Source organism: Magnetospirillum sp. SS-4, from assembly GCF_902729425.1.
Lineage (GTDB): Bacteria > Pseudomonadota > Alphaproteobacteria > Rhodospirillales > Magnetospirillaceae > Phaeospirillum.
Map to the genome: position 1 here is coordinate 3,766 of NZ_LR746534.1, position 19,848 is coordinate 23,613.

23 protein-coding genes and 1 pseudogene are annotated in these 19,848 nt (G+C 62.4%); 15 read left to right on the forward strand and 9 right to left on the reverse strand.

Features of this window, described 5'->3' with window-relative positions; genetic code table 11:
• The first annotated feature begins 122 nt into the window (after positions 1-122).
• The 3 genes from MTBSS4_RS21955 (at position 123) to mamW (ending at position 2,312) form a co-directional block, all read left to right on the forward strand.
• On the forward strand, positions 123-1,349 hold the full coding sequence (locus tag MTBSS4_RS21955; protein WP_254432717.1) for a chemotaxis protein CheY: 1,227 nt from the start codon (positions 123-125) through the stop codon (positions 1,347-1,349).
• A gap of 158 nt (positions 1,350-1,507) precedes the next feature.
• Positions 1,508-1,843 carry an MbcA/ParS/Xre antitoxin family protein gene (locus MTBSS4_RS21960; protein ID WP_173985517.1) on the forward strand — a complete coding sequence of 112 codons (336 nt, stop codon included), beginning with the start codon at positions 1,508-1,510 and terminating at the stop codon, positions 1,841-1,843.
• 115 nt (positions 1,844-1,958) lie between these two features.
• Complete coding sequence (gene mamW / locus MTBSS4_RS21965; RefSeq protein WP_173985518.1) at positions 1,959-2,312, forward strand: magnetosome protein MamW; 354 nt, start codon at positions 1,959-1,961, stop codon at positions 2,310-2,312.
• 13 nt (positions 2,313-2,325) lie between these two features.
• Here mamW and MTBSS4_RS21970 read toward each other — a convergent pair whose 3' ends face one another.
• On the reverse strand, positions 2,326-2,736 hold the full coding sequence (locus tag MTBSS4_RS21970) for a helix-turn-helix transcriptional regulator (RefSeq protein ID WP_173985519.1): 411 nt from the start codon (positions 2,734-2,736) through the stop codon (positions 2,326-2,328).
• 229 nt (positions 2,737-2,965) lie between these two features.
• Here MTBSS4_RS21970 and MTBSS4_RS21975 point away from each other — a divergent pair, with 229 nt between their 5' ends.
• Complete coding sequence (locus MTBSS4_RS21975; protein ID WP_173985520.1) at positions 2,966-4,228, forward strand: hypothetical protein; 1,263 nt, start codon at positions 2,966-2,968, stop codon at positions 4,226-4,228.
• A gap of 709 nt (positions 4,229-4,937) precedes the next feature.
• Here the strand turns inward: MTBSS4_RS21975 and MTBSS4_RS21980 are convergent.
• On the reverse strand, positions 4,938-5,417 hold the full coding sequence (locus MTBSS4_RS21980; RefSeq protein WP_173985521.1) for a bacteriohemerythrin: 480 nt from the start codon (positions 5,415-5,417) through the stop codon (positions 4,938-4,940).
• Positions 5,418-5,794: 377 nt separating this feature from the next.
• On the opposite strand from MTBSS4_RS21980, the gene MTBSS4_RS21985 reads away from it, so the two are divergent.
• Together MTBSS4_RS21985 and MTBSS4_RS21990 are read left to right on the forward strand one after the other, a co-directional pair.
• Entirely contained in the window at positions 5,795-6,076 is a 282-nt protein-coding gene (locus MTBSS4_RS21985; RefSeq protein WP_173985522.1) for a hypothetical protein, read from the forward strand.
• Positions 6,077-6,105: 29 nt separating this feature from the next.
• A complete protein-coding gene (locus tag MTBSS4_RS21990; RefSeq protein ID WP_173985523.1) occupies positions 6,106-6,321 on the forward strand; it encodes a hypothetical protein in 216 nt (71 codons plus the stop codon).
• Positions 6,322-6,377: 56 nt separating this feature from the next.
• Here the strand turns inward: MTBSS4_RS21990 and MTBSS4_RS21995 are convergent, their stop codons facing one another.
• The 4 genes from MTBSS4_RS21995 to MTBSS4_RS22010 form a co-directional block, all read right to left on the reverse strand.
• Entirely contained in the window at positions 6,378-8,039 is a 1,662-nt protein-coding gene (locus tag MTBSS4_RS21995; protein ID WP_173985524.1) for a pentapeptide repeat-containing protein, read from the reverse strand.
• A gap of 243 nt (positions 8,040-8,282) precedes the next feature.
• Positions 8,283-8,516, reverse strand: coding sequence for a hypothetical protein (locus tag MTBSS4_RS22000; protein WP_173985525.1), 234 nt, complete (start codon positions 8,514-8,516; stop codon positions 8,283-8,285).
• Between the two features lie 56 nt (positions 8,517-8,572).
• Positions 8,573-8,845: a hypothetical protein gene (locus MTBSS4_RS22005; protein ID WP_173985526.1), complete on the reverse strand. Its 273-nt coding sequence runs from the start codon at positions 8,843-8,845 to the stop codon at positions 8,573-8,575.
• Positions 8,846-8,926: 81 nt separating this feature from the next.
• Positions 8,927-9,142: a hypothetical protein gene (locus MTBSS4_RS22010; protein WP_173985527.1), complete on the reverse strand. Its 216-nt coding sequence runs from the start codon at positions 9,140-9,142 to the stop codon at positions 8,927-8,929.
• 372 nt (positions 9,143-9,514) lie between these two features.
• Here MTBSS4_RS22010 and mamE point away from each other — a divergent pair, with 372 nt between their 5' ends.
• The 7 genes and pseudogenes from mamE (at position 9,515) to MTBSS4_RS22590 (ending at position 15,077) form a co-directional block, all read left to right on the forward strand.
• Positions 9,515-11,122: a magnetosome formation protease MamE gene (mamE, locus tag MTBSS4_RS22015; RefSeq protein WP_254432718.1), complete on the forward strand. Its 1,608-nt coding sequence runs from the start codon at positions 9,515-9,517 to the stop codon at positions 11,120-11,122.
• Positions 11,123-11,158: 36 nt separating this feature from the next.
• Positions 11,159-12,118: a FraH protein gene (locus MTBSS4_RS22020; protein WP_254432719.1), complete on the forward strand. Its 960-nt coding sequence runs from the start codon at positions 11,159-11,161 to the stop codon at positions 12,116-12,118.
• Positions 12,119-12,257: 139 nt separating this feature from the next.
• The gene (locus MTBSS4_RS22025; RefSeq protein ID WP_254432720.1) at positions 12,258-13,034 is read left to right on the forward strand and encodes a trypsin-like peptidase domain-containing protein; all 777 of its coding nucleotides are present in this window, start codon (positions 12,258-12,260) and stop codon (positions 13,032-13,034) included.
• A gap of 46 nt (positions 13,035-13,080) precedes the next feature.
• Positions 13,081-13,899: a magnetosome protein MamQ gene (gene mamQ / locus MTBSS4_RS22030; RefSeq protein WP_173985530.1), complete on the forward strand. Its 819-nt coding sequence runs from the start codon at positions 13,081-13,083 to the stop codon at positions 13,897-13,899.
• Positions 13,896-14,150 (forward strand): magnetosome protein MamR, encoded by a 255-nt coding sequence (mamR, locus tag MTBSS4_RS22035; RefSeq protein WP_173985531.1) that lies wholly within the window; start codon positions 13,896-13,898, stop codon positions 14,148-14,150. Before mamQ ends, mamR begins: the two co-directional genes overlap by 4 nt.
• A gap of 65 nt (positions 14,151-14,215) precedes the next feature.
• Positions 14,216-14,584, forward strand: a pseudogene (locus MTBSS4_RS22585) (cation diffusion facilitator family transporter); the annotation flags it as partial.
• 13 nt (positions 14,585-14,597) lie between these two features.
• On the forward strand, positions 14,598-15,077 hold the full coding sequence (locus tag MTBSS4_RS22590) for a cation diffusion facilitator family transporter (RefSeq protein WP_254432721.1): 480 nt from the start codon (positions 14,598-14,600) through the stop codon (positions 15,075-15,077).
• Between the two features lie 54 nt (positions 15,078-15,131).
• Here the strand turns inward: MTBSS4_RS22590 and MTBSS4_RS22045 are convergent, their stop codons facing one another.
• The 3 genes from MTBSS4_RS22045 to MTBSS4_RS22055 all read right to left on the reverse strand — a co-directional run bounded on the left by MTBSS4_RS22045 (position 15,132) and on the right by MTBSS4_RS22055 (position 16,468).
• Positions 15,132-15,380, reverse strand: a complete 249-nt coding sequence (locus MTBSS4_RS22045; RefSeq protein WP_173985532.1) for a hypothetical protein — start codon at positions 15,378-15,380, stop codon at positions 15,132-15,134.
• Between the two features lie 147 nt (positions 15,381-15,527).
• The gene (locus MTBSS4_RS22050; RefSeq protein ID WP_173985533.1) at positions 15,528-15,953 is read right to left on the reverse strand and encodes a Fur family transcriptional regulator; all 426 of its coding nucleotides are present in this window, start codon (positions 15,951-15,953) and stop codon (positions 15,528-15,530) included.
• A 104-nt stretch (positions 15,954-16,057) separates the two neighbouring features.
• On the reverse strand, positions 16,058-16,468 hold the full coding sequence (locus MTBSS4_RS22055) for a helix-turn-helix domain-containing protein (protein WP_173985534.1): 411 nt from the start codon (positions 16,466-16,468) through the stop codon (positions 16,058-16,060).
• A gap of 147 nt (positions 16,469-16,615) precedes the next feature.
• Here MTBSS4_RS22055 and MTBSS4_RS22060 point away from each other — a divergent pair, with 147 nt between their 5' ends.
• Both MTBSS4_RS22060 and MTBSS4_RS22065 read left to right on the forward strand, forming a co-directional pair.
• Entirely contained in the window at positions 16,616-18,901 is a 2,286-nt protein-coding gene (locus MTBSS4_RS22060; RefSeq protein ID WP_254432722.1) for a cation-translocating P-type ATPase, read from the forward strand.
• A gap of 534 nt (positions 18,902-19,435) precedes the next feature.
• On the forward strand, positions 19,436-19,848 hold a 413-nt coding region (locus MTBSS4_RS22065), incomplete at its 3' end, for a hypothetical protein (protein ID WP_173985535.1).

Genomic DNA, 19,848 nt, shown 5'->3' on the forward strand with positions numbered 1-19,848 from the left:
CCCCCCCCCCCCCCCCCCAACTCAAGCGTAAAAAATCTCATAATTCGAGGGTTGTGTTGTGACCTTAACAATGGTCAAATTTGCGGGTGATCGGTGGGTTTCGAAAGAGGCACCCCCTCAATATGAAGTCGTTTTCTGCTTGTAAGGGACTTGTTGCCATCGCTGACGGCGGCTTGCGCAGGGTGCTGCGTGAACTGTTGCTCGGGGTGAAGATGCACGATGTCGAGTACCTCTCCGATGTCGAGGCGGTGACGCATGCCTATCGCGCCAATCCTTCCTTCGACCTGATCATCTCCCAAAATGACGTGCCGACGGGCGGGAGCGTGGCCATCGCCCGCTTTATCCGCTGGAAGATGCCGCCCCCCAGCAACATGCTTCCTATCATCAGCCTGGGGCGGGATTGGACGCAGGAACTGCTGGTGGAAACCCGCGAAGCAGGAATCTGCGAAGTCATCGCCATGCCGACCTCGCTGATGGCGGTGCAGGCGAAGCTGTTGTCGGCCATGGACGGCAAGCGGCCTTTCATTTCGATTACCACCTATCGCGGCGGTTGCCGTCGTCGGCGGTCTTCCAAGGGCTATCAGGGCCCGTTTAGGCGGGCGGAGGACCGCATTGCAGAGCAGCTCAGCCAAGCGGCCGAAAAATCGGAGCGGCGGGCAATTCGGCAGGACTTGCAAGGGGAGCGTTTCGTGCCGCCACCGCCCGGCAAGGCGGCGGTCGTGCCGCAGAGGGACGCGGACACAGTTTCGCGTTCCAGGGCGGATGAGATCGAGGCGGAGGAGGGGGGGGACCGGCAGACCCGTGCGGTGATCGACAAGGCGTTCGTCACCGCCCGCCTGATCGAGCAATTGCTGGCCCGGCTGGTGACCACCACCGGCGGTGAGGGACAGCTGGCTCTCAATAAGGCGGTGGCCGATGCCGAAGAGCGGCTGGTTAACCTCATGGCCCTGGTGCAGATGCGCATCGAGCGGCACGGCTGCTCGGCGGCGGATGTCGAACGCCTGCGCATTATCCGCAAATCGGTGGATGCCAGTGCGGAATCGCTTTTGCGCGCCCAGCTTGCCCGACTGATCAAGTCCGGCGAGGATATCTTGTCCGGGCGCGCCGGACTGTCCTTCAATATCGGCCTCGCCATGCAGGCCCGCATGAGTTACGCCCAGTTTCTGATCGATATCCGTGGCGGCCTCGATATGCTCGACAACGACGTCAAGGACGAGGTCGGCAAGGCCCAAGGCATCGTTGCACAGGTGAAGGAGATTGAGGCAGGGGTCATGCCGTTGCCTCGGTTCGACGAGGTCCATTCGCCGCACTCGCAGGATTCCAGGCGCTCACGACCGGCGGGACGCTGATCCGGCCGCGGTACCGTTTGGTTCAGACGGCGGTTTCCGCTCCATCACCCTTCCCGCATGGCATGGGGGTATGCCCCTCTTGCGGGGGCGATCCCGAATTGACATACTCATGCCCATGATGGCTCCGTTCGCGGGGGCAATAGGTCGGATATGGGGAAATGGAAAGCGACCGAGACGCCAATCTGGCCAAAATCGTCGAGAAAATTCGTATTTTGCTGACGGGTGAGGATGCGCCCCAGCCAGACGGTGAACTGGCGCCCCCGGCCGATGATTCCGCCGACATCCGGCTTCAGCGTCTAGCCGTCCTTGCCCAACAGGTGTTCGGCGACGAGGTCAAGGCCGAGGCTTGGCTGACCGAGCCGCAGCCGTCTTTCCAGGGGCAATCCATTCTGCAACTCGCCTCCCATGACGGCGTCGCCCGGCAGATCGAAGAGGCGTTGCGCCGCATCGACGAGGAGCGGATTTTCACTGGACCGGCCGGCTCAGAGCCATAGGGGGTGACGTGCTTTCCTGCATCAAATATGATTATCGCCGGTTTGCTTCGGTATAAAGATACTTGGCGCTTTCGCCAGGAAAAATCGGCGCAGCCAGTGGGTTTGGAAAGCGGTTATGCTGACAGCGATCATCGCCGGTATTTTATTGTTTCTGTTCGGAGTGCTCATCAAGGGCGTGTTCGCGCATGCCATGGTGATTCTTGTCGCTTGGCTGGCCAAGAACGGCCTGTTGTTGGCCTTTCTCCAGACCCGCTTCGGACGACGCATGGTACGGAACGTGCGGTTCAAGACCTATGCCCAAGTGGGGCCGGGCGGCGGGCGGCGGCGGGCCTATCAGGTCTTCAAGCGGATGGCGGGGGCCGAGCGGGCGACAGTTCGCGTCCTGACCCGGGTGCGCGATGGGTTTGCCCTGATGATCCGGCGCAGCCCCAAGACGGCGGTGGCGCCGCTCCGCAAGGATCCGTCCTGAGGGCGCGCGGCGGCTAAAGCAGTCGCCGGACGTCGATTTTCAGGGCCTCGGCGATCTTGCGCAGCACGATCATGTCAAACCCAGCTTCCAGGGCGGCCAGCGTTTCGAGGCTGATCCCCGCCGTCTGGGCCAGGGACTCGCGGGTCATGCCGCGGTATTCGCGATAGACCTGGACCGGGCTTTGTCCGGCCATCAGCCGGTCCGCCACCGCGTGGGGGAAAATATCCTGATCGCTCTCGGCGGTGGGGGCACAGGGCTTGGGGGGCTCGGGGAGTGGGGCGGGCTTCGGCGGCTCGGGAGGGCGCGGTGCCGCCTGCTGCTGCTCCCCGGTGAGCAAGACACGCATCTTGTCGAGGATTTCCGCCATCTTGGCGTCACGCGCACTGTCCGAATCCAACGAAGGCACCCCCTTTTCCGTGCCCATCCTTGCCTCCTGTCTTGGCCGAATATCGGACTTGGCGTGGTCTTGGCCCCGGGCATCAAGGGTGCCGGATGCCCTTTCCGATTCGCAAGGGGTTTGATAACCCGGTCATAACCATGGTTCAATACCAATTCATGAGATACAGACTAGCACGGAATGGCTTTTTCCGCTTCTATCCGCGGGTGTTCTGTTGGTGGAGATGCGGAACGCGCGTGGGGCCAAGGATCGTCGAATGTCATTGAATACCTCTTTCCTGGGCAAGACCTGCATGGTCGTGGCCTCGGGCGATTCTCTTTGCAGCTTGATCGCGACGTCCCTGCATCAGATTGGATTTGCTGATGTTCTTCAGTCGGAAGTTCTGACTGAAAGCATTGAACTCGCCGCTTCGGGCCGTTATGACCTGATCGTTTGCGCAGGGACCGATATCGACGAGCCTCTCAACATGGTTCGGCGCATCAGAATGGAAACGCCCGAAGGCGCTGTGGTCGGGCCGATGATTTGTGTCATCAGCCATATGGATGTGGGCAATCTGGCCATGATGCGGAATTCCGGCGCCAATTGTGTCATGACGCACCCCATCAACACGCGCAGCATGCTTAAGAATGTCAATCGCGCACTGAACGACCGGCGCGAATTCATCTCCTCCCAGACCTTCCGCGGGCCGTGCCGCCGTAACCCCACCCCGGACCGTTATGATGGGCCGTTCCGGCGGTCCGCCGACACCATGACCGGCGCGCCCCAGTCGTCGCCGCTCCATCCGGACCCGGCCCAGGGCCAACGGAAACCCGTCGTCACAAGGCGTCTTGGCGTGGACGGCCCGGTCCCGCACCGATCGCCGGCTGTCGTCGCTGGGGAGGATCTCAATTCCCAGACATCCATCATCTTCAATGGCATAAGCGAGATCGCCGACAGAATTGAGCATCTGAAGGGGGCTTTGCATGCATCCGATGACGAGCGGACGCGCAGGATCGTGCGTGCGGAAATCATGGAGGCGGCGGAGAGGCTTGTAAACCTTGTTGCCTTGGTAGATCTGGGCAAGAGCCAGAATCAAAGCCAGGGCAACCCGCTGCGACAGAAGATCGAGTCGATGAAGGCCCTGTTCATCGATATCTTGTGGCAGATGTCCGTCGGTAGGCTGGATGCGATCATCGCCGATATGGAAAAGTATCTGCATGGCGGAGAGATCGCTCTGGGGTGCGGTGATCTGTTGCAGGAGCGATTGGCTTCGGTGGAGGAAATCGTCGCGGTGCTGGGCGGACGCAAAGCCGACGAAAGCATGAAACGAAAGCTGGATTCCGCCTGGGATGGGGTTGGAAAACTCCAGAATATCGAGGTGGAGCATTTTGGTTTGGCCGATCTGACGCGCAGCAAGCGCGGCAAGCATCGGATAAGCCGGATTCGTCCCCCGGCCGAGGCGGTCGAAGATGTGGCAAGCCAGAATGGGGTTGCCGATCTCCTGCGTTCGCGCGAAAAAAAGGAGGGGGAGAAGCCCTGATCAGGGTTATTTAAGCCGAAGCTTCTGCTGTCCGGCCATTCTGGTCACCGTCACGGGCGTCGCCGGGGGGGGGAGGGGGGCGGGAGGAGTCGGGGCCGGCCGGATGGTTCTCGTCGGCACAGACGGCAGGAGCGACCTAGCGGCGACCACATCGGCCTCGACCTGCCTCATACCGCGTCGCAGGACGCTGTTTTCGGATTTTAGCCGCTTGGCCTGGATCCAGTTCCTTTCACTTTGTTCCAAGCATATCTGCAAGATGACCTGGAGGCGGCGGATTTTATCCTCGGTCGGGAATGCCTCGGTCGGGGATGTATGGGGCGGGGACATCTCGGCAAAGACATCGGCGGCCACAAAGTCGCCCCCCCCCTCTCGGGCGTATTCACCATTCCGGATCACGGTATCGGTTAATCGCGCCAATTGGGTGATGGCGGCCATCATTTCCTGATCTGAAACGGTGCTATGGACTCCGGGGAGATTGCCGCAGGCAACCAGAATTTTCAGCAGAAATTCGTGCGACTTTTGTAGGTTCGCCAGCGCGACGGACAGTATCGAGGGAGGGGGCATCTCTTAGGGCCTTGCGCTGCCGCAGACAGGCCGGTTCCGTCTGAACGCGCCGAGATCGACAATTCCGTCCCGGCATCCCTTCCGGGCGGCAGCACGGCCGATGCCCAGACCCGAGGGGGCGGACGCGGGCCTCTTCTGCTTTTGGTTAGAGAGCAAGCTCGGTGTCCAGACCGGCGGCCATGTATACCAGGGGGCGGTCATCCACATTCTCGTTGGTCAGAATCCCCTTGTACTGTGCATCCATCCCCCGGATATGGATGCACAGCCAATCGACGACCAAGTGCGACAGGGTGTGAATCCGTTCGATCTCGCCGCTCTTCCGATAGTCCTGAATGGTGCTGGTAACCTGGTCGGCAAAGGCGTCGTGAGCCGCGATATGCTCCGCCAAATAGGCGTAATCGGCCTTAGCCATGGCTTTCTGCTCGCGCAGGAAATGTCCCTCGATATATTCTTCGAGGATATTGATGGCGGTTTCGATAAGGTATGTCTGGTCGTCGTCGGAGGTGGAGGCGACGTCATTCAACAGAGCCGCCAAGCGAAAGAACGCCTGATGGTCGTCGTCGATGATATCGACGTTCACGGACAAATCTTCGGTCCATTCGGAGAGCGGATTGGTCTGATTCATGCTTCTTTCCACAGCCAGCTTGAATGGGAGACTAAACTACGGCGAACATCCCATCCAGGATCTGCATACTCCGTCAGCGTGTCTAAAAGTCAACCGGGATTGTCGGGGAATCCGTTATAGTTCATGCTTCGGTCCAAAGCTGCGCCGCCATTCCGTCCAGACCACGGGAAAATACCAACGGTAGCTTTTCCCTCGAGGCAAATCATTCAGGATGCATGACCTGATCATAGCACGGATATGTCCCGGATAGGATACTAAATATAAGTCGCAATCGCTATTGGCCGACCCTATTTTCCAGGTAGGCAACAATCATTTGACTGGCCCCGGCCGAATGGGATCAATTCAGCGATACGTGCCGTTTTGGCGGAAATCGCGCTGTGAAGGTGGTGTCGGTGGCGCATGATAACGGTTTCGGATTTGAAACGATTCGCAAGGCGATGAATTCCGCCGGCTGGCTGCGGATTCTTGTGGCCGCGGCTCTCGGCTTGACGGTTGCGATCTTGTTCGTACACCTTTTCGTTGCTGTCGCAGTCGGGGCGCTGTGCGTGCTTTTCGTTCATTCCGTGATTCAGCGCGGCATGGGGCCGGGAACCCGAATCCGGTTGCGAATGCCGCCCGCCCTGTCCTCGCGACTGAAAGAGTGGATGTGGCGCAAATGATGATTTCAGCCCGGCAGGAGGCTCGGACAATGGCGGATAATGAAGAGAAGGTGGGTTTGGTGAAGGAAATCCCGGTCGAGGCGTTCGGGGCGGGGGTCGCAAAGCTGATCACCGGCGGCGTGTCCGGCGTTCTCGGTGCCCATGGAACCGAAAAGGGGGGATTCCTTGCCGGCATGGGCCGTGACCTGGGGGCCTTGCTGCGCAAGGTCGAGGTCGGCCTGATGGGAGGCGAGAGGGGAAAATAGCGGCGCCTCGCGCGGGCCGCCGCCGCCCGCCGGCGCGGATTCCTGACGGCCGCTGGTCAGGGACGCGGGGGCTGCTTGCTGCGGACGCTGTAGCAGATGACGTCGATGCCTTCGCCATGGGCATCGTTGGCGGCCTTCCACTTCCGGGCGACGCGCTCGAAGGTGAAGAGGTCGCGCTGGGTCAGCGGATTTGAGTAGAGCTCTTCCAGGACCAGAACCTCCCCCACGACTCCCACCGGCATCAGGCGTGCCGATGGCGAGATGGAATTGGCGATCAACTCGTCGCTCTCGCTTCCTTCGGGATCGACCCGGACGGTGGCCATGCTCCAGTTGATCGCCACATAGGAATCAACCCGCATGTCACGCAGCATGCTGATGTACAGCCCGCCGCAACGCAGGGCATTGGTGGGATCGCCGAAACCCACCAGGATGGCATTGCCGCTGGTGGTCATGGGGACGCTGACATCCTGGCCGAGGAAGTTGCGGTTATACTGGACCAGGAGATCCAGCAGCATGGCTTTTTCTGCCTTGGTCTTCCGGCTTACCTGATCGAGATACAGGGCGAGGATGGCCAGTTCCTTGGTTTCGTAGGTATAGAACGGGCTGTCCTGATGGTCGTCATCGATGGAGTCACCCGCCAGGACCAGGGAATGCGAGGGGGCGTCATTGATGGCGGAATCGGCCAAAAGGTCGGAAATCTGCGACTCGGCCAACGGGCTGGGGGCGGACATCGCCATGGGGGCGGCGCCGTCGTCCCCCGCCATCTCCGGCTCGGGTTCCGGCTCGGGTTCCGGCTCCGGCTCGGGTTCCGGCTCGGGTTCCGGCTCCGGCTCGGGTTCCGGCTCGGGTTCCGGCTCCGGCTCGGGTTCCGGCTCTGGCTCCGGTTCCGGCTCAATATCGGCGGATTCGTCTCCCTGCGTGTCGATCGATTCCGGCTCGTCCGCGACATCCCATTCAGCTTCGCTCTCGAAGACCGGCTCGACCTCATCCGAAGGCGCCGGGATTAAGTCGGGGGGGGTGTCGAACCCCTCGGACTCGAAGGTCGCAGCCGAAACGGGTTGTGGACGTTCGGAAACCGCGCGGGGCAGAGGCTGCCCCGGTTCGGAGTCCACTCCCAGGTCGGTGACGGTGGCCTGGGGACGGCCGGCCGTTCGGCGAATGACCGCGCCGGACATGTTGGCGCCGTCAAGCAGGGCGCCTGCGGTTACGGCATCGGTCAGATCCGCGCCGGTGAAATTGGCGTTACGGGCGTCCGCTCCGGCTAGATTGGCGCCAGCCAGAGTAGCGCCGGAGAAATTGGCACCCATCAGCTTGGCGCCGGCCAGATTGGCCCCGGTCAGATCAACCCCGGACAAATCCATCTTGCCGGCCAGATTGGCGCCGGCCAGATTGGCCATGCGCATATTGGCGCCGGAGAAGTTGGCGCGCAGCAAGGTCGCGCCGGCCAGATTGGCGCCCTGGAGCTTGGCACCGGAAAGATCGGCGTCTTCCAGGCAGGCGCGGGGAAGGTTGCAGTCGCGGAGATTCGCGCCGGACAGAACGGCCTTGCGCAGGTTGGCCAGCGACAGCAGAGACCCGGACAAATCCATCCCGGCGAGGTTGGCCCCGCGCAGATTGGCGTTGGTCAGGTCCGGCCGCACGTCGGGCTCCTGCTGGCGCCAAGCGTTCCAGTCGCCGGCACCCTGGCCGAGATGTTGTAGGTGGTGTACGTTTCCCATCACAAGCAATCGATCTGTCTTTTCAAACACTCAAATCATACACCAGACCATGGATTTTTCAAAAACTTATCTCTGGTCCGAGTGTTTGATGAAGTGAGTGGGTGCGGCTTCTGCGATAACAGTTAAGGTTGTCTTAATGGCGGGCCAGTTCTTTTGCTTTTTTCGCTGGTCATTGGCGGGGCGCCGATCATAGCGGCGTCCCTCTTTCACGGCGGGCGGCCTAGGGCGGAATAGACGCGGTTGCTACTGGCTGTGGTGTCGCCCTCTTCCGAGTGCTCGTTCCCATTCGGCGATCACTGTTTCATCGATGGTCTGATGCGAGTGGTTCCGGCCGGCATCCGCGCCGGTGGCCACTCTCAGCTGCGCTTCGAGTTCGGCGATACGTGCCTCGAGCATGACGATCTTCTGGGCCTGGGTCGGGCGGTCCTTGTGCCGCTGCCGGTAGCGCCTTTGCTTTTCCGCCGGTGTCAGGGCCATATCGTCTCCAGCGCCACGAGGCAATGGGCGGGGGCGGAGGTCGGGACGGTCCCAGCCTATACCTTACCTGATTTACGATTGAGGAGTTTATCCAGAACCTCGGCCTGAGAGCTCGCCTTGACCTCCGCCTTCGGAGGGGGGGGGGCGATTTTCTCAGCGGGTTCCGTCACTGTACCCTTGGCTGGAGCAGGAGCGGAAGCCGGCGGCGCGACACTGATTTTGTCGCCTTCCTGCCCCATTTCGTTCGCTATTTTGGCGATATCGGTCGCCGCGCCAACAATGCCCCTGATGATCGCAAGGGCTTCTTCCTTATTGTCACTGTCGCTCATTTTCCCCTGCTCCGACAAAAAAGCTCTCCGGCCGTGGTGCCTGACAGGCCCTTCCTTATCCCCCCATGGGTGGGGGGCTTTTCAGATCGGCGGGGTTGCGACGGAAAAGCCGGATTTCGCATGGGTCAGCGACCCTACGGCGGATGCGTATCCCCCGATGCAAGCGGCGCCAAGCACGCCGACAGCGATCAATCCCAGGCCAGGCCCGATCGCGATTGTGACCGGAAGCCCCAGGAGCGCCCCGGAGAGCAGTTTCGGTGCCGCTAACTTCAGTCCGGTCAGGGGGATGTCGAACATAAAATCTTCCATGCAGGGCTGTGTGAGCCGACGAATCCGAGTCCCTCCAGATTAGCATAGGCACGGTCTAAAGCATCAAGATTTTGGAGGTAAAGGCCATCCCTCGTCCCATCGGCCTCGACGATTTTGCGCGTGATCCGCCTGCGGGGAGGGGCTGCGCCGGGGGCTTTCTTTTATGCGGTTGCGTCTCAGTCTCTGATATTGGCGGCCAGACGAGGCGATTTATTCTGTTTTCTCGTCTGCGTGGCGTGCTCTCGCCTATATCAGGCTGGAGTAATTGTGCTAAAAAGCGCGGGCCGACAGTGGCACCGAATGCCGTGGATCTTGGTCGCGTCGGCCGCGTTTGATTTTGTTTAGTGGTGCTCGATGACGATGCTTGATGGCGATGCGAACACCGGGGGGCGCCCCAATGCCCTTCGCAGCAAGGATTTGAAGCGCTACCTCATGCTGATGGGCGTGGTGGCCTTGATCGTGCTGTTCGGCGCCTTCATTTTCCGCCAGCAGGCGGGCGGCAACCGCCTTGGAACCCTGATCCAGCAATTGGGCCACGGCGCAGCCACCGCTCCGGGGCTTCCCCTTCCCGCAAACGCCCATGCGGGGGCTCCGGCGGCGACGGGGGTTCCAGCCCTGCCGCCGGTCATGGCGGCCGGGCCTGCCCAGGCGGGAAGCGGCGGGGGATTTTCCCGCGTCGTCGCCCTTTTGCGTCATAGCGTCGTGAGCGTGACCGCGTCGCCATCGGGCCGCACCGCCGCGCCGAAGACCCTGATGCCGCCCGGTCCGGATGTCTTGCCGCGTTTCGCCAATCCGACCACCACCTCGGTGGAAAATATCGGCACCGGGGTGATCGTTCGCGACGACGGTTTCATCGTCACCAATTTTCATGTGGTGCGCGGCGCCAATACCGTCCTCGTCTCGGTATCGGACGATGCGGGGGCAATACGCTATTCGGCCGAGATTGTCAAGATGGACGAGGCGCTCGACCTTGCTTTGCTGAAAATTACCCCCAGGGCGCCGCTGACTGCGGCGGTTTTAGGCGACAGCGGCGCGGTGCGCGTCGCCGACGAAGTGATCGCCATCGGCACGCCCTTCGGCCTGGACATGTCTGTCAGCCGCGGCATCATTTCGGCCAAGGGCAAGTCCATGGTGATCGAGGGTGTGACCCACTCCAAACTGCTGCAGACCGATGCAGCCATCAACCAGGGAAATTCCGGAGGGCCGCTGGTGATTGCCGACGGCACGGTGATCGGCATCAATACCGCCATATACACTCCCAGTGGTGCTTTTGCCGGGATCGGCTTCGCCGTTCCCAGCAATCAGGTCCGCATGTTCGTGGAAGATGAAGTCAACGGGCTGCCCGCCACGACGGCGACCGGCCCCTCCATGGGATTGGTCGCCTTTCGGGCTTCAGGCCAGGGGGGAGTCGGGGCTGCTGGTCCGGCCATCACGGCGGGGGGGCCTTCGCCTCATACGGATGGTCGGCAGAGCATGGCCTGCGACAACTGCCACCAGGTCATGGGCGTCACCGCCGGTTCGGTGGCCTTTGGTCGGCCGGGCGGGGGCGCATATCGGTTCGCCCAGCCGTCCGGCAGTCTGGCGCTCAATGTCCAGGGCACGCGCGGCGGAAGCGGGGCGGAAGGCGGAATGGCAGGGCCAGTCCTGCAAGGCGCAGCTTTGGCGCCCCTGTCCGAGCAGATGAGCCTTCAGATCGGATTGCCGGTCGGTAGGGGGGTGCTGGTCAGCGGTGTGTCTCCCAATACGGCGGCGGCCAGCGCCGGGTTGCAGCCCGGCGATATTCTGCTCAAGGTCGATGGCCGTCCTGTGGCCCTTCCCCATGACGTGGTCGGCATCATGGGCGAAATAACGAGCGGAGGCTCGGTTCGCCTGGGGGTTCTGCGTGGTGGGATTGTCCGCAACATGACGTTGGTCGCCGGCCCCGCCGTGGAGGCGCCGCCGTCCGGCAACCGGTTCTGGTCAAGATAACGAATTTTGGGTTGTTCTGTGATGATGGAGCACTAGATGGCGACGAACAGACGGCCCCGGACCAAGGGGACCCCTGGCGACAAGGGGGGGAAGGGGGGCGGCGATACCGCGCCGGCCCCGGCTGCCGCCCCCGAGATTCCGGCTTCTTCCGAGCCGGAAGCCGTCATCTCTTCGCCGATGTCTCCGGTCCCGCTGATCAAGCCGGTGGGTGGGGATGCCTGGGCGTCGCTGCTGAGAGGTTCTCCCTGGTCGTCCCCTGGGACGGCAATCCCGACTGAGGCGGCGGTTATGCCGAGTGCATTGGCGGAGGCGGTTTCCAATTCGCCGCCTGACGTCGCCCCTTTGATCGAACTTGTCTCTAACTGGTCGGCGCCTTTTCGGCGGCAGCCAGATCGGGAGTATGAGGAGATCAATCCTGCCGAGGCCGTGATGACCGCATCCGAGCCGGAGCCCGATCCGGAGAATGTTGCCGTCCAGGCCCCGACCATCCTGGAGCCGGACCCCGAACCGGAGCCGGAAGCTGCTCACGACCATGCCGCAGCCGAGACTGAGGGAGTTACTGAAATGATGACGAGCGATGTTAAGCTTGAGATTGCTTCGGACCAGGAGGTCGTCGCGGCTTCCGCCTCGATTGAGCAGTCTCCCGAGTCGGAGGCTTTTTCTCCGTCCGTGGCCGATACCCGCCCCGTGGATTTGGCAAGGCAGGTTGAACAGATGGAAGCGCCCGCGATCACCGTTGCCGCGGAGGAGGTAGCCCCCGCCGATAACCCGGTCAAGGAGGTTCCCGTCGAGGACCTGTTGACCGGGATTTTCAATGTGGCGGATTCCGCCGTGCGCGGCGCCATCGGCGCCTCCACCGATCTGCTGAGGAATCGCAAGTCCCTGGGCGGTAAGCTTTCCGTCACGGGGCAGAGTCTGGTCCAATCCATCAAGGGACGCTTCAATGCTTTACTGGCTCCGCGCCACGGCGCCGAAGGCAAGGGTGATGAATTCTAGCGGTTCTCGCGGGATGAGCGATAGAAGACAGGAACTCGAATGAGCGTGGAAAGCAGCCATGATTGAAGTTGGCGAAACCATGGGCGATCTGCCTACGAACAAGATTGTTTTTTGCGAACGGTCGTGGAAGACGCCTGTCTTGATCCTGGCCTTCCTGGTCTTCGTGACCTTCGCTTGGGGGATCTATCTCCTCGACCATTACGACGAGGACGATAATTTCCATGGCGCCGACGATATGTCGGTGGGGCAGTTCCTGGTGCGCAACATCGCCATGCCGCACGTCCAGCGCCTGTATCATACGGTTCCTCCGGCGGTTGTTGGTGTCGGCGGGGGCGGGGTCAATGCCGGTCCTGTGGCCTCGGGCGCTATCGTTGGCGCCAACGGTTATGTGATCACCACGTTGCATTCGGTGTCCAATCTGCCGGAGATTTCGGTCCAGGTTGCCACAACGGGGGGGATCCGGCGCTTTCCGGCCCAGGTGGTGAAGACCATTCCCGGGCATGATCTGGCGCTGCTGAAGATGCAGACCACCGAGAAATTCCTGCATTTCCGCATGGCCGACGTCCAGACGGTGGTGCCGGGCCAGCAGGTCTTCGCCTTCGGCCGCAATAGCTCCGGGGCGCCGCTGGCGCGTCAGGGGCTGGTGCAGTCGGCGGATGCACCGCTGGCGGTGGGAACCACCCGGATCACCCATCTGCTGCGCTCGGACGCTGTCTATAGCTGGGAACAGACCGGCGGCCCGCTGGTCAATGTCCAGGGCGATCTGGTGGGCATCAACATTGCCGCCACCGGTCCCACCGGCAAGGTGGAGGGCTTTACCGTCCCGGCCCAGGTGATCGTGTCCCATCTCCAGGACGTGGTTCGTTTCAAAAAGGGATCTCCAGCAGGAAAGCTGGGGGGCCCCACGGGTCCTTAGACAGTACGGGGATTATCCTCCACATGACGCGGACGGTGAGACGGATATGGCTTTAGGCGACGCGAATGTGGGTTCGGCCCCGGAGGTCGAGTTCAGTACGCTGCAACGGGTGAAGCAGTCGGAGGAGCGGCTTGCCCAGTTGTACGTGGTCGAGGAGGCGCCCCGTCGTTTGGGGCGTGGCCCGGTGCACGTTCTGATGGTCATTTCGGTTTTGTCGGTTGTTGCGTTCATCACGACCTTGCTGATGCGCTACAACTCGTTTGTGACGATGTCGGAGGAGGCGCAAGCGAAGCGTTCGAATTACGAGGTCATGACCCAGCGCCGGGACAATTTGTTCGGCAATCTGGTGAAGCTGACGCTGAACCACGCGGCGCTGGAGCACTCGATCTTCTCGCACACGTCGGACAAGCGGACCGAGGCGGTCGAGGCGGGGAAGGGCGGTCCGGTGGGTTCGGCGCTGGAGCAGTTGATGAAGCAGGGCGGAATCGGCAAGCTTCTGGGGGACATGGGCGGCGGCAAGGCGCTGCTGGGGGCTGATGGCGGCTTCGGCAACGCGCTGGGGCGCCTGATGGCGGTGGTGGAGCAGTATCCGACCATCCAGTCGGTGGACACCTACAAGCACATGATGACGTCGCTGGTGGAGATGGAAGACCGGATCGCGGCGCGGCGGGAGGATTACAACGCCGCAGCCTCGACCTACAACATCGAGATCACCAAGTGGCCCTGGAACTATCTGGCCTTCATCACCGGCTTCAAGCGGGCGGAGTATTTCCAGGAGAAGCCGGCGGGGGACACGCCGATTATCACGCCGCAGCTGTTCCAGGAACTGTTGCCCCTCAACCATGCGCAGGACGTCAAGAAATGATCTGGACGGCGGTGATCAAGGGAAGTGCGCTGGTGACCTTTGTGCAGGGCGCCATGGTGCTGGTGGACAAGGTCTTCGGCGAGGAGATCTTGCCGCACCGGATCTACAGCAGCGGTGAAGCATCGCAATTGCTGGGGATGGACCGTCTTGAGGTGCTGGAGCTGATCCGCTCGGGCAAGATCAAGGCGAAGAAGGTGGGTGATAATTATCGTATCCTGGGCTCCAATCTTGTGGATTACATGAACCGATGAAGTTCGAAAATTGCAGGGATTGCCGCGAGGAAGTGGTGTGGTGGGCCTTTACCGCCGACATCTGCATGACCCTGTTCAAGGGCATCCTTGGGCTGATGAGCGGCAGCGTGGCGCTGGTGGCGGATTCGCTGCATTCGGGGGCTGACGTGGTGGCCAGCGGGGTGACCCAGCTCAGCTTGAGGATTTCGAACAAACCGGCGGACGAGCGCTATCCGTTCGGCTACGGCAATATCCAGTACATCTCGTCGTCCATCGTGGGCTCGCTGCTGCTGATCGGCGCCAGCTTCCTGATGTACGGCTCGGTGATGAAGCTGATCTCGGGAACCTACGAGGCGCCGAGCATCTTCGCGGCGGTCGGGGCGTCGGTGACGGTGATCGTCAACGAGCTGATGTATCGCTACCAGATTTGCGTGGGCAACGAGAACAACAGCCCGGCCATCATCGCCAATGCCTGGGACAACCGGTCGGACGCCATCTCGTCGGCGGCNTGCCTGGGACAACCGGTCGGACGCCATCTCGTCGGCGGCGGTGATGGTCGGCGTGATCGCCTCGGTGATCGGTTTTCCCATCGCCGACACCATCGCCGCCATCGGCGTCTCGGCCCTGGTGGGGCGTATCGGGCTGGAACTGATCGGGACCTCGGTCCGCGGCCTGATGGACAGCTCGGTGGATACGGAACTGCTGCAGACCGCCTGGCAGGTGGCCATGGACACGCCGATGGTCCACAGCATTTATTTCCTGCGCGGCCGCCATGTGGGCGAGGACGTGCAGTTCGACATCCGCCTGCGGGTCGATCCCAATCTGCGCGTCAAGGACAGTTCCATGGTGGCCGAGGCGGTGCGTCGGCGCATCCAGGAGGAAATCCCCCACGCCCGCGACATCCGCCTGTTCGTCAGCCCGGCGCCCGCTGCCGCGGCAAGGGCCTGAGCGAGAGAGGGAAGCGCCCGCGGCGGCGGGCCGTTTAATTCCATCGGAGAAGGTTCAGACCCGGCGGGGACGGGCGGCGGCGGATCCGTAGATCAGACCGGCCATCAAGCCGACGGCGACGGCGGCACCCAGCGGCCCGCCGGCCAAGGCGCCCAGACCGACACCGGCCATCTTGCCCATGGTCAGGAAGCCTGCGGCCTTGGCGGTTCCCGCCGCCACTGCGCCACCGGCACCGGCGACGGTGGAACGAACGAACGTGCGAGACCCGGCGGAAGAAGAGAAGGTGGCGGTTTGACGGCTCATGGGACATCCCCTCAGCTGTGACTGCGAACAACTCGCACTCATAGAAGGCCGCAATTGCCACTCATTGTCAATGGGTATTCTCATCGCTCCCCGATGGCGCCGCGCGGATTGTTCTGCCGCTTTGGGGGGCGGGAGGTGACGCTTGGCTCAGTCGGCCGTCCCGTCGGTGGCCAGCAGAACTCCGAACAGCTCCAGGCGGTGGCCCACGATCCGGTAGCCGTAGCGCGTGGCGATTGCCTTTTGCAGGGCTTCGATCTCGTCGCTGGAGAATTCGATGACCTTGCCCGACTTCAGGTCGATCAGATGGTCGTGATGGTCGCCTGCCGCTTCTTCATAGCGGGCGCGGCCGTCGCCGAAATCATGCCGCTTCAAGATGGCGGTTTCCTCGAACAGCCGTACGGTGCGATAGACCGTCGCGATGCTGATATGGGGATCGATCTGGGCCGCCCGGCGATAGACTTCCTCCACATCCGGATGGTCGGAGGAATCGGACAGGACGCGGGCGATGACCCGCCGCTGGCCGGTCATCTTCATGTTCTTGTCGATGCAGCGCCGTTCGATTCGAGAAATCATGTCCGTCTGATCTGATTTTCCTGCCACCCCGGGAACGGTAGCATTAACGGGGGGCGTTGGAAAAGCGCACAGTTTCACCGCCGCCATGGTCATATCGTGTCTGGTCAAGGGGGGGCGGAGGCGGTCAGTGAGCCGATGATCTGGCATTCGGCGACCACCTGCCCGCAGCAATTCTTCATCCGCCGCAATTCATCGCGTAGGAGGGTGAGGTCTGCAATTTTCCGCTCCACCTCGTCAAGATGGAGGGCTACCATCTGATCGGCCCCTTCGCAGGGCGAATCCGGCCGCTCCGCCAGAGCCAGCAAGGCGCGGATGGAATCGATGGAAAAGCCCAGATCGCGGCCCCGGCGAATGAAGCGGAGCCGTTGGAGATGGCGGTCCTCATATTGACGGAAGCCACCCTGGGTCCGTGCCGGCGGCGGTAGCAACCCGATCTTCTCGTAGTAGCGGATGGTTTCGATGTTGACGCTGGTCTGCCGGCTGAGGCCGCCGATATTGAAGGGCTGAAGCGTCATGATTTTCCGTTGACTCTGTAGTGGCTCCAGGGGCCATGCTCCCCTTGAATCGGGTGATTGTCCAGAGCGATCACGGGCCGCGTCGAAGGAGTTCGGGGCATGTCGGAAGCCAAATCTTGCTGTACCAGCAATTGTTGTGGCGGGGGCGTGTCAGCGGTTCTTCCCCCCGTTCTTCCTCCGATCCTCCCGACCGAGGCGATCCTGCCGCCACGGCCGGGAAAGTCCCGAGCCTTCCGCATTACCGGCATGTGCTGCGTCGAGGAGGTGCGGACGCTGAAAGCGGCCGTCGGTCCGCTGGCCGGGGGGGATGAGGGGCTCGGCTTTGATCTGCTCAACGGCAAGATGACCGTGCCGGCGGATATGGATGCCCATAAGGTGATCGCCGCCATTGCGCGCACGGGAATGCGGGCGGAGCCGTGGGAACGCACCAGCGTGGCCGAGCGCGACAAGGCCAATTCCTCGCGCCGGTTGCTTCAGGCGGTTCTGGCGGGGCTCAGCGGCGGCGCCGCGCTGCTGGGGCTGATCCTTGACCAGGCGTTCCACGCGGTTCTTCCCGCCCAGATCATGCAGGCGGTCGCCGTGGCAGTGGGGCTGTGGATGGTTCTGCCCAAGGCGCTCCACGCGGTCCGCTCGTTGCGGCCGGACATGAATCTCTTGATGAGCGTGGCGGTGTTCGGCGCCATGGCGCTGGGGGATTGGATGGAGGCGGCCACGGTTTCGGCGTTGTTCGCCCTGTCCCTGGCGTTGGAGAGTTGGAGTGCCGAACGCGCCCGTCGGGCCATCGCCTCGCTGATGGACCTCACCCCGCCCATGGCACGGGTAAAGGGAGGGGACGGCGTCGAATCCCTGGCGGCGCCCGAGGATGTGCCCGTGGGGGCCGTCTTCGTCGTGCTGCCGGGCGAACGCATTCCCCTGGACGGTCGCGTCCTGGTGGGCGAAAGCATGGTGGATCAGGCGCCGATCACCGGGGAAAGCGTGCCGGTGCTGAAAAGCGTGGGCACGGAGGTTTTCGCGGGCACTATCAATGCAGACGGCGTCTTGGAGGTGCGAAATCTCAAGCCGGCCGGGGAAACCACCCTGGCCAAGGTGGCCCGGCTGGTGGAGGAGGCCCAGGGCAGGCGATCCAAGGTGGAGCGCTGGGTCGATCGCTTCGCCGCGATCTACACCCCCGTCGTCCTGGCCGGTGCCGTGGCGGTGGCGGTGCTGCCGCCACTGGCGCTTGGCCTGGACTGGTTCGAGTGGATTTACCGTTCCTTGGTGCTGCTGGTCATTTCATGCCCCTGCGCCCTGGTGATCTCAACGCCGTTGACGGTGGTGGCCGCCATGGCCTCGGCGGCGAGGGCCGGAGTGCTGGTCAAGGGCGGGGAATATCTTGAAACGGCGTCGCGGCTGTCCGCCATCGCCTTCGACAAGACCGGAACCGTGACATCAGGGCGCCCCGGCGTCGAGCGGGTAATGGCGCTGGATGGCGGCGACGAGGGCCATATTCTGCGGCTTGCGGCGGCATTGGAGGCGCGTAGCACGCATCCCCTGGGGCGGGCTATCCTCGATCATGCCGCCGCCGGGGGCATCGTAACCATCCCGGCCGAGGCCGCTCAGGCCCTGCCCGGCAAGGGGATCTGCGGGGTCGTCGACGGCGAGACGGTGTGGCTGGGCTCCCATCGCTATGCGGTGGAGCGCGGCGCCGAGACGCCTGCCGTTCGCGAGGCTGCCCTGGCCTTGGCGGAAGGGGGGCGGTCGGTGGTGGTGGTGGGGGATGGCGCCGAGGTGCGCGGACTGATCGCCCTGTCCGATCCCATTCGCCCGGAAGCCGCGACGGCACTGGCGGCGTTGCGCCAAGCCGGGGTACGCAAGCTGATCATGCTGACCGGAGACAACGCCGCCACCGGAGAGCGGGTGGCGGCTGCCCTGGGCTTCGACCTTGTCCTGGCGGAACTGCTGCCCGAGGACAAAAGCGAGGCCATGGACGATCTTGCCCGGCAATTCGGAACCGTCGCCATGGTGGGCGACGGCGTCAACGACGCTCCCGCCATGACCCGCTCGTCCCTAGGCATCGCCATGGGAGCCGCCGGAACCGATACCGCCATCGAAACCTCGGATATGGCGCTGATGTCCGACGATCTGACCCGGCTGGCCTGGCTGATCGGCCATTCCCGCCGGATGATGACGGTCATTCGCCAGAATATCGGTTTCGCCATCGCGCTGAAGGTGGTGTTCATGGTTCTGGCCATTTTGGACATCGCGACCCTGTGGGGAGCCATCGCGGCGGATATGGGGGCGGCCCTTCTGGTGGCCTTCAACGGATTGCGCTTGCTGAAGGCGACCGCGACTCCGAGGATCGATGGAGGTATCTGCCTCTCGGTTGGAGGCCGGCCTGTCGCCGACAGAGGCAGCAAAGCAAGTGGGTCTGGGTCGATCTTCGGTCTACCGTGAGATGGCGAGGACCGGTACCCGGAGAACAGAGCATTCAGCCTGAGGGGCCTTGTGTCACAGGACTCCCGAATTTTATGATGACCGCTTTACGGGCGGCAGCGGTCATCCACCGGGCCGAGGCCGACCGGCTCTACCCAACCCGGTCATTTGGCAGGACCGCCCCTCCTCATCTACCGGGTCAGTCCGTATTAATCTATTGACTACCCCAAGAGAAATGCCCCAATTTTTACAGGGGGGCAGTTTCGCCAATTCGGCCCCCCGCGAGGCCGGCCGGGCCGCCTTCGACAGCCACCCGGTCGGCCGTCTGTTTTTTTGGGAGAACGGTATGCGTCACTTCGGCATATCTGCGCCGCCGCCCGTTCGCCGCCGGCCCAGGCCTTGGTTTGCATTGTTGGCCGTGGCTGCCGCTATCGTCGGTGTGCTGGCGGTCTGGGTCCGGTAGGGGCTGCGTATCTCACAGCGTGCGCCCAAATAGCTCGTCTCTTAAAAATTGCATTTTGCCGTTTTTCGTTACCGTATATGGGGGGTAGGCGGGTGAAACTCGACATATCCACCATGTTCTTCGTTCTCGGCGCAATTTCCGTTTTGGCGAGCGCCTTTGCGTGGTTCCTATTCATCAACAACCGGGCCATCAACGGTGTCCTAGCCGTTGCCCTGTCCAATTCGTTTTTCGCCTTCGGCTTCGGGGCCATTGCGTATCGGCTGTACTTGCCCGGATGGATGTCATTTTTCGCGGGGAATGCAGCCATTTTTTGTGGTTATTCACTGGTTCTTTTTGGCCTTTTACAGTTCACGGGAAGAAGGGCTGACTGGCGTTTGCTCCTGTGCGGCTTGGTCATCTACAGCGCAGAATATGCGTATTACTATTTTATTGATGACGACTTTAAGATGCGTCTTTTGTGCTATCTGGTAGTCTACTCGATAATCTTGTTATGGGCTTTCGCCGC